The organism is Halobacillus rhizosphaerae (assembly GCF_046719735.1).
GTDB lineage: Bacteria > Bacillota > Bacilli > Bacillales > Halobacillaceae > Halobacillus_B > Halobacillus_B rhizosphaerae.
Map to the genome: position 1 here is coordinate 1 of NZ_JAUTWQ010000059.1, position 510 is coordinate 510.

Consider the following 510-nt stretch of genomic DNA (forward strand, 5'->3'; position numbering starts at 1 on the left):
TCATCAGAAACCGATGGCGCTATTAAATATGAACGATTATTATACGCCGTTGATCTCCTTAATCAGCCATGCGATCGAAGCGGGTTTTGTACCCGAATCCAATCGCAATTTCATACGGGAAGCCCAAGACCCAGACGAACTTTTGGAGAAAATCGGGTTGGGAAAAGCGGCGGAATAACAAGGTGCAGTAAATTCTATTAAAAAATCTATTGCGCCACTCTATGACGCTGTGGTAAGATAGTTATCGTTGCGGTAATCGCAGCGATTGTGGTCCGGTAGTTCAGCTGGTTAGAATGCCTGCCTGTCACGCAGGAGGTCGCGGGTTCGAGTCCCGTCCGGACCGCCACTTTATTTTTTCTTTTACATAGGATGGCTCGGTAGCTCAGTCGGTAGAGCAACGGACTGAAAATCCGTGTGTCGGCGGTTCGATTCCGTCCCGAGCCACTGCTTTAAAAAGTGTCTGCGATTTTTTAAAAACGCAGATGCTTTTTTTATGCTCTAAAAAATTAT

General features: G+C 46.1%; 1 protein-coding gene and 2 tRNA genes. All 3 read left to right on the forward strand.

Annotated features, from left to right (window positions below):
* Window positions 1-13 precede the first annotated feature (13 nt).
* On the forward strand, window positions 14-178 hold the full coding sequence (locus tag Q7A53_RS21730; protein ID WP_411791300.1) for an LOG family protein: 165 nt from the start codon (window positions 14-16) through the stop codon (window positions 176-178).
* Window positions 179-269: 91 nt separating this feature from the next.
* Window positions 270-346, forward strand: a tRNA-Asp gene (locus tag Q7A53_RS21735).
* Between the two features lie 25 nt (window positions 347-371).
* Window positions 372-444, forward strand: a tRNA-Phe gene (locus Q7A53_RS21740).
* Window positions 445-510 lie beyond the last annotated feature (66 nt).